Source organism: Kitasatospora sp. NPDC006697 (assembly GCF_042869935.1).
Lineage (GTDB): Bacteria > Actinomycetota > Actinomycetes > Streptomycetales > Streptomycetaceae > Kitasatospora.
On sequence record NZ_JBIAGU010000066.1, the window covers coordinates 1 to 6,826 of the forward strand.

Consider the following 6,826-nt stretch of genomic DNA (forward strand, 5'->3'; position numbering starts at 1 on the left):
GGTCTGTCGCTTGCGTGGGGGCAGTGGGATGCGGCCGGGATGGCGGGCACGCTGGGTGAGGTGGATCTGGCGCGGATGGCCCGTGCGGGTATCCGTGCGATGCGGCCCGCCGAAGCCCTCGCTCTGCTCGACGCGGCTCTCCAGCGCGACGAACCCGTGCTGGTCCCGGCCCGGTTCGACCTGCGGGCTCTGGCGCAGGTGGACGATCTGCCCGCGATCTTCCGGGCCCTGGTTCGCGCCCCCCGGCGCCGGACCGCTACCGCGATCGAGTCGCCCACCACGCTCGCCCAGCGCCTCGCCGTTCTGCCCGAGGCCCAGCAGCGGGAACTGCTCGACGAGTTGATCCGTACCCACGCCGCCACCGTCCTCGGCCACGGCAGCACGGGCCGGATCGACGCGGAGGCAACCTTCAAGGACCTTGGGTTCGACTCCCTCACGGCCGTCGAACTGCGCAACCGCCTCCAGCAGGCCACCGGCCTGCGCCTGCCCACCTCGATGGTCTTCGACCACCCCTCCCCGGCGGCCCTGGTGGCCCACCTGCTGGCCGAGGTCGCGCCGACCCCGCCCGCGCTCTCCCTGCTCGGCGAACTCGACCGGCTGGAGACCGCCTTCGCCGTGCCGGAGGACGCGGAGGACCGCGCCACCGCCGCCGCCCGGCTTGAACTGCTGCTCTCCCGCCTGCGCGAGCCGCAGCAGGCCCACTCCGACACGGCCACCGTGGCGGACCGGCTGGAGGCCGCCTCGGCGGACGAGGTACTGGACTTCCTGCAGAACGAGTTGGGACTCTGACGCCCGGTCAGTCCGACCGTGTGACAACGCGAGAGGAAGCAGCGAACGTGACCGAGCAGAGCGACCTGTGGATCCGCCGGTTCAGCCCCGAGCGGAAGGACGGTCCACGCCTGGTCTGCTTCCCGCACGCGGGCGGCTCGGCGACCTTCTTCCGCCCGCTGGCCCAGCAGTTGGCGTCCGTGACCACGGCGGGCGTGCAGTACCCGGGCCGGCAGGACCGCCTCGCGGAGCCGTGCCTCGGCGACATCCCGGCGCTCGCCGACGCGGTGTTCGAGGCTCTCCGGCCCTGGACCGACCGGCCGTTGGTCTTCTTCGGGCACAGCATGGGCGCCGTGGTCGCCTTCGAGGTGGCCCGCAGGTTCCGGCAGGACGGGGAGGCCGGCGTGCCGCTCGCGCTGTTCGTCTCCGGCCGGCGGGCTCCGTCCGTGCACCGCGAGGAGCACGTGCACAAGCGTGACGACCAGGGGCTGATCGCCGAGATCCGCAAGCTCAGCGGCACGGCGAACTCGCTGCTGGACGACGAGGAGGTGCTGCGGATGATCCTGCCCGCCACCCGCGCCGACTACCGGGCCATCGAGACCCACCGCCACCGCCCCGGCCACCCGTTGAGGTGCCCGATCGTCGCGCTGACCGGCGACGCCGACCCCCGGGTGACCGTGGACGAGACCCGCCCGTGGGCCGAGCAGACCACCGGTTCGTTCGACCTGCGGGTCCTCCCCGGCGGCCACTTCTACCTCAGCGACGACTGGGCGGCCACCGCCCGCTCGGTGGCCGCCCTGCTCGCCGCTCACCCGGCCGAGGCCGCGCGGGTAATCTGATGGTGCGTCAGGCCGCGTCCACCACGGACGCGTCCGACTCCCCCCAGTACACCCGGACTTCGTGGATCCGGGCGTCCGGGCCGACCCGGATCACGCTGATCAGGTTGATCCGGGCCAGCTTGCCCGGCGGCAGTTGCGGCGTGCGCAGCGTGATGGCCACTGGCAGCACCACGTGCTCGGCGTCCATCGCCGCCGTCGGCTCACCGGGTGCCTCGCGCACCCGGTAGCCGATCGCCTGGGCGAGGTGCGCCCGGATCGCGGCGGCCCCGACCATCGCGGGCGCGCCGACCGGGTCCTCGAACCGGGCGTCGGGGGCGAACAGCGCCACGGCGCCGTCCAGGTCGCCGGCATTCATCCGGCGGCAGTATTCGAGCACCAGGTCTTTGCGGGCCGCTTCGTCCGGCACCAGAACCTCCAGAAAACGCCTCGGCGGCAACGGCACTGGAACGGTATGCCGGAGCGCACCCCAGCGGCCACCCCTATTCCGGGGTGCCGGACCCCGATCGCCATTGTCCGCCCGGTTCGGCATTGCTAATGTCCGCTCGAATTGTCCGCCGGAACGGAAGCGGGGCTCCCGATGGTCGACGAGGCGAGGCGCAAGGAGCTGGCGGTCGAGCACTGCCGGCGGGTGAACGAGGGCGACCTCGACGGGCTGCTGAAGCTCTACGACGAAGCGGTCCGGTTCGAGGACCCGGTGGGCTCCGGCTGGCGGGTCGGGCACGCCGCCTTCCGGGCGCACGCGGGCGCGGCGATCGCCGGCCAGGTGTACGAGGAGTACGGCGAGCCGGTCGCCTGCCAGGACGGCCTGCACGCCGCCGTACCGGTCACCGCCACCATGAACTACCTGCCCAACGGCCCGTTCCTCGCCCAGTACGGCGTGGTCGAGCCCCCTGCCGACCCCCGGCGCGCCCGGATGCGGGTGCGCTACGTGATGTTCGTCAAGGTCGGGCCGAGCGGCCTGATCGAGGAGATGCGCGCCTTCTGGGGCCGCTCGGACGTCTCCGTGCTCTGACGGGTTCCCTGCCGGGCCCCCTCGGGGCTCGGCAGGCCCGGTAGGGGGCCCGCAGGGGTGGCTAGGGGGGTCGTGAGGTTAGGGGTCCCGGAGCGCTCCGCCGGGTGCAGGATTGCTCCCGGCGCGGGAATTCCGGACCGGCCGTGGAAACGCGGCGACGGTGAATTCCGGAGCGCCTGGAATTCCCGGGGCGGGAGCCGGCGGAAATGCGGACTCCCGGTGGTCGTGCGGCAGAACCGACGACCCACCAGAAAGGCGAAGGGGCGCGGCGGAACGCCGGGCCCGGGCCGACAGTGGAAGGGGACCCTCCCAGGTGGCGACTGAAGACAAGCTGGTCGACTACCTCAAGCGGACTGCCGCCGAGCTGCACGAGACCCGGCAGCGGCTGCAGACGGTGGAGGAGCGCGACCACGAGCCGATCGCGATCGTGGCGATGGCCTGTCGGCTGCCGGGCGGGGTCGCCTCGCCGGAGGAGCTGTGGGAGCTGGTGGCGGCCGGCGGCGACGCCATCTCCGAGTTCCCGACCGACCGGGGTTGGGACTTGGGGCGGTTGTTCGGCACGGACGCCGAGCAGGCCGGCACCTCCTACACCCGGCACGGCGGCTTCCTCGCCGACGCCACCCGGTTCGACGCCGAGCTGTTCGGGATCTCGCCGCGCGAGGCGCTGGCGATGGATCCGCAGCAGCGGCTGCTGCTGGAGACGAGCTGGGAGGTCTTCGAGCGGGCGGGCATCCCGGTGGACGCGCTGCGCGGCAGCGACACCGGCGTCTTCGTCGGCGCCGCCACCCCCGGCTACATCGTCGGCACCCAGCGCGGTCCGCAGAGCGCCGAGGGCTACACCCTGACCGGCGCCAGCGGCAGCGTCGTCTCGGGCCGACTCGCCTACACCTTCGGGCTGGAGGGCCCCGCCGTCACCATCGACACGGCCTGCTCCTCCTCGCTGGTCGCGCTGCACTGGGCCTGCCGGGCGCTGCGCGCGGGCGAGTGCTCGATGGCGCTGGTCGGCGGGGCGACCGTGATGTCCGTGCCGGGCCTCTTCGTCGAGTTCAGCCGGCAGCGCGGCCTGGCGCCCGACGGGCGGTGCAAGGCCTTCGCGGCGGAGGCGGACGGCACGGGCTGGGCCGAGGGCGTGGGCGTGCTGCTGGTCGAACGGCTCTCGGTGGCGCAGCGCAACGGCCACCAGGTGCTGGCCGTGGTGCGCGGCTCGGCGACCAACCAGGACGGTGCCTCGAACGGGCTGACGGCCCCGAACGGCCCCTCGCAACGACGGGTCATCCGGGCCGCTTTGGCCAGCGCCCGGCTGACGGCAGATCAGGTCGACGCGGTGGAGGCGCACGGGACGGGCACCCGGCTGGGCGACCCGATCGAGGCGCAGGCACTGCTCGCCACCTACGGCCAAGGGCGGCCGTCGGAACGGCCGTTGTGGCTCGGGTCGCTGAAGTCCAACATCGGCCACACGGCGGCGGCGGCCGGGGTGGCGGGTGTGATCAAGATGGTGCAGGCGCTGCGGCACGGGGTGCTGCCGCGCACGCTGCACGCCGATCGGCCGACCCCCGAGGTGGACTGGTCGGCGGGCGCGGTGCGTCTGCTCACCGAGCGCACCGCCTGGCCGGAGACCGGGCAGGCGCGGCGGATCGGGATCTCCGCCTTCGGGATCAGCGGGACGAACGCGCACGTGATCCTGGAGCAGGCACCGGAGCTTGAGGGAGTGGAGAAGGCAGCCGGCAGCCGCCAGTCGGCGATGCGGACGGCGGGTCTGCTGCCGTGGGTGCTGTCCGGGCGAACGCGGGGCGCGCTGGCCGCGCAGGCGGGGCGGCTGGCGGAGGCGCTGGCGGAGGACGTCGCTGTTGCGGACGTCGCGTGGGCGCTTGCCGGCAGCCGGAGTGCGTTGGAGCACCGGGCTGTTGTGCTGGCCGGTGAGCTCGCCCAGGGGCGGCAGGCGTTGGCTGCGGTGGCGGGTGCGCAGGCGGCCGCTGATGCGGTGTCGGGTGCGGTGCTCGGGGATGCCCGGGTGGTGTTCGTGTTCCCGGGGCAGGGGTCGCAGTGGGTGGGGATGGGGGCGGAGTTGCTGGACTGCTCGCCGGTGTTCGCGGCGCGCATCGCGGAGTGCTCGGCGGCGCTGTCGGCGTATGTCGACTGGTCGTTGGTCGAAGTGCTGAACAGCGGTGTGGGGTTGGAGCGGGTGGATGTGGTGCAGCCGGTGTTGTGGGCGGTGATGGTGTCGTTGGCGCAGGTGTGGCGGTCGTTCGGGGTGGTGCCGGCGGTGGTGGTGGGGCATTCGCAGGGGGAGATCGCGGCGGCGTGTGTGGCGGGGGCGTTGTCGTTGGAGGATGGTGCGCGGGTGGTGGCGTTGCGGTCGCGGGCGCTGTTGGCGTTGTCGGGCAGGGGTGGGATGGTTTCGCTTCCGCTGCCGGTGGATGAGGTGGCGGAGCTGATCGCGCCGTACGGCGGGCGGATCTCGGTGGCGGTGCACAACGGGCCGTCGGCGACCGTGGTGTCCGGTGATGCCGACGCGCTGGAGCAGTTGCTGGCGGAGCAGGAGCGGGCCCGGCGGATCGACGTCGACTACGCCTCGCACTGCGCCCACGTGGAGGCGATCCGCGCGGAGCTGCTGACCGCGCTCGCCGGAATCACGCCGGTTCCGGCGGAGATCCCGTTCCACTCGACCGTCACCGGCGGCCGGTTGGACACCGCCGGGCTGGACGCCGAGTACTGGTACACCAACCTGCGGCAGCCGGTGCGGTTCGCGCCGGTCGTCCGCGCACTGGCCGAGCAGCGGGCCACCCTGTTCGTGGAGCTGAGTCCGCATCCGGTGCTGGCCAACGCCGTTGCCGAGACCGTCGAGGGCACGCAGGCCGTCGCCGTCGGGTCGCTGCGCCGTGGCGAGGGCGGCTGGCCGAGGTTCGCGACCTCGCTGGCCGAGGCCTGGGTGCAGGGAGCGCCCGTCGACTGGCGGGCCGTCCTGCCGGGCGGCACACGGGCGGTGGAGCTGCCCACGTACGCCTTCCAGCGGCGGCGGTACTGGCTGGACGGCGCCGATACGGCCGGTGATCTGACCGCCGCCGGGCTGGGTACGGCCGGGCACCCGCTGCTGGGCGCCGCCGTTGCGCTCGCCGACACCGATGAGTACCTGCTGACCGGGCGGCTGGCGGTCGGCACCCACGGCTGGCTCGCCGACCATGCGGTGTCCGGGGCCGTGCTGCTGCCGGGCACCGCGTTCGTGGAGCTGGCGGTACGGGCGGGCGACGAGGTCGGCTGCGACCAGCTGGTGGAGCTGCTGTTGGAGACCCCGTTGGTACTGCCCGCCGACGGCGCCGTGCAGGTCCAGGTGCGAGTGGAGGCGCCGGCCGCCGACGGCCGACGCGCGATCAGTGTGCACGCCCGCCTGGAGGAGGACGGACCGTGGACCCGGCATGCGACGGGCACCCTGGGCCGCGGTGGGAGCACGGAAGTCGGCGGGCTGGGTGAGGAGTCCTGGCCACCCGTCGGCGCCGAGCCGGTGGAACTGGACGGTTGGTACGCGGGGTTGGCGGGGGCGGGCTACGAATACGGGCCGGCGTTCCAGGGGCTGCGCGCGGCCTGGCGGCGCGGCGGGGAGGTCTTCGCCGAAGTCGCGCTCGCGGAGGGGCTGGAGCAGGACGCCGGTCGGTTCGCGCTGCACCCGGCGCTGCTGGATGCCGCGCTGCACGCGAGCCGACTGCTTTACGAGGATGCCGAGTTGCGCCTGCCGTTCGCCTGGGCCGGGGCCTCGCTCGCGGCCGGCGGCGCCACCGCACTGCGGGTGCGGATCGCCGGGCAGGGCGATGCGGTGACGGTCAGTGCGGTGGACCCTACCGGTGCGCCGGTGGTCGCCATCGACAGCGTGGCCTTCCAACAGCCGCAGGCGGCTGTGGGGGGTGGGGATCTGTATCGGGTGGTGTGGGTGCCGGTGGGCGGGGGCTCGGTGGATGGGGTGTCGGTGGGGGATTGGGCGGTGGTCGGTGCGGGGTGGGAGGGGCTTGGCCGGGTGTGTGGGGGGCTGGACGAGGTGGGTTCGGCGGAGGTTGTGGTGGTGGCGGGCCGGTCGGCGGTTGAGATGTTGGGGTTGGTGCGGGAGTGGGTGTCCTCGGAGCGGTGGGATGGCGCGCGGCTGGTGGTGGTGGCGGATTTGGCCGAGGTGGAGGGTGGTGCGGTGTGGGGGTTGGTGCGGTCGGCGCAGTCCGAGTTT

The 6,826-nt window shown here is 73.6% G+C and carries 5 protein-coding genes; 4 read left to right on the top strand and 1 reads right to left on the bottom strand.

Annotated elements, in window-relative coordinates; genetic code table 11:
- A partial coding sequence (locus tag ACFYNO_RS41025; protein ID WP_388023864.1) for a phosphopantetheine-binding protein occupies nucleotides 1–789 on the top strand: 789 nt, incomplete at its 5' end.
- A gap of 47 nt (nucleotides 790–836) precedes the next feature.
- The gene (locus tag ACFYNO_RS41030) at nucleotides 837–1,607 is read left to right on the top strand and encodes a thioesterase II family protein (RefSeq protein ID WP_388023866.1); all 771 of its coding nucleotides are present in this window, start codon (nucleotides 837–839) and stop codon (nucleotides 1,605–1,607) included.
- Nucleotides 1,608–1,614: 7 nt separating this feature from the next.
- Here ACFYNO_RS41030 and ACFYNO_RS41035 read toward each other — a convergent pair whose 3' ends face one another.
- Nucleotides 1,615–2,013 carry a nuclear transport factor 2 family protein gene (locus tag ACFYNO_RS41035; RefSeq protein ID WP_388023868.1) on the bottom strand — a complete coding sequence of 133 codons (399 nt, stop codon included), beginning with the start codon at nucleotides 2,011–2,013 and terminating at the stop codon, nucleotides 1,615–1,617.
- Between the two features lie 171 nt (nucleotides 2,014–2,184).
- Between ACFYNO_RS41035 and ACFYNO_RS41040 the strand changes: the two genes are divergently transcribed.
- Both ACFYNO_RS41040 and ACFYNO_RS41045 read left to right on the top strand, forming a co-directional pair.
- Complete coding sequence (locus tag ACFYNO_RS41040) at nucleotides 2,185–2,619, top strand: nuclear transport factor 2 family protein (RefSeq protein ID WP_388023872.1); 435 nt, start codon at nucleotides 2,185–2,187, stop codon at nucleotides 2,617–2,619.
- A gap of 313 nt (nucleotides 2,620–2,932) precedes the next feature.
- Nucleotides 2,933–6,826, top strand: a 3,894-nt coding sequence (locus ACFYNO_RS41045) for a type I polyketide synthase (RefSeq protein ID WP_388023875.1), incomplete at its 3' end; no start/stop codon positions are given.

Bases quoted from the DNA above. Each gene is read 5' to 3' on its own strand.
- ACFYNO_RS41040 (WP_388023872.1), top strand. From the start codon at position 2,185: ATGGTCGACGAGGCGAGGCGCAAGGAGCTGGCGGTCGAGCACTGCCGG.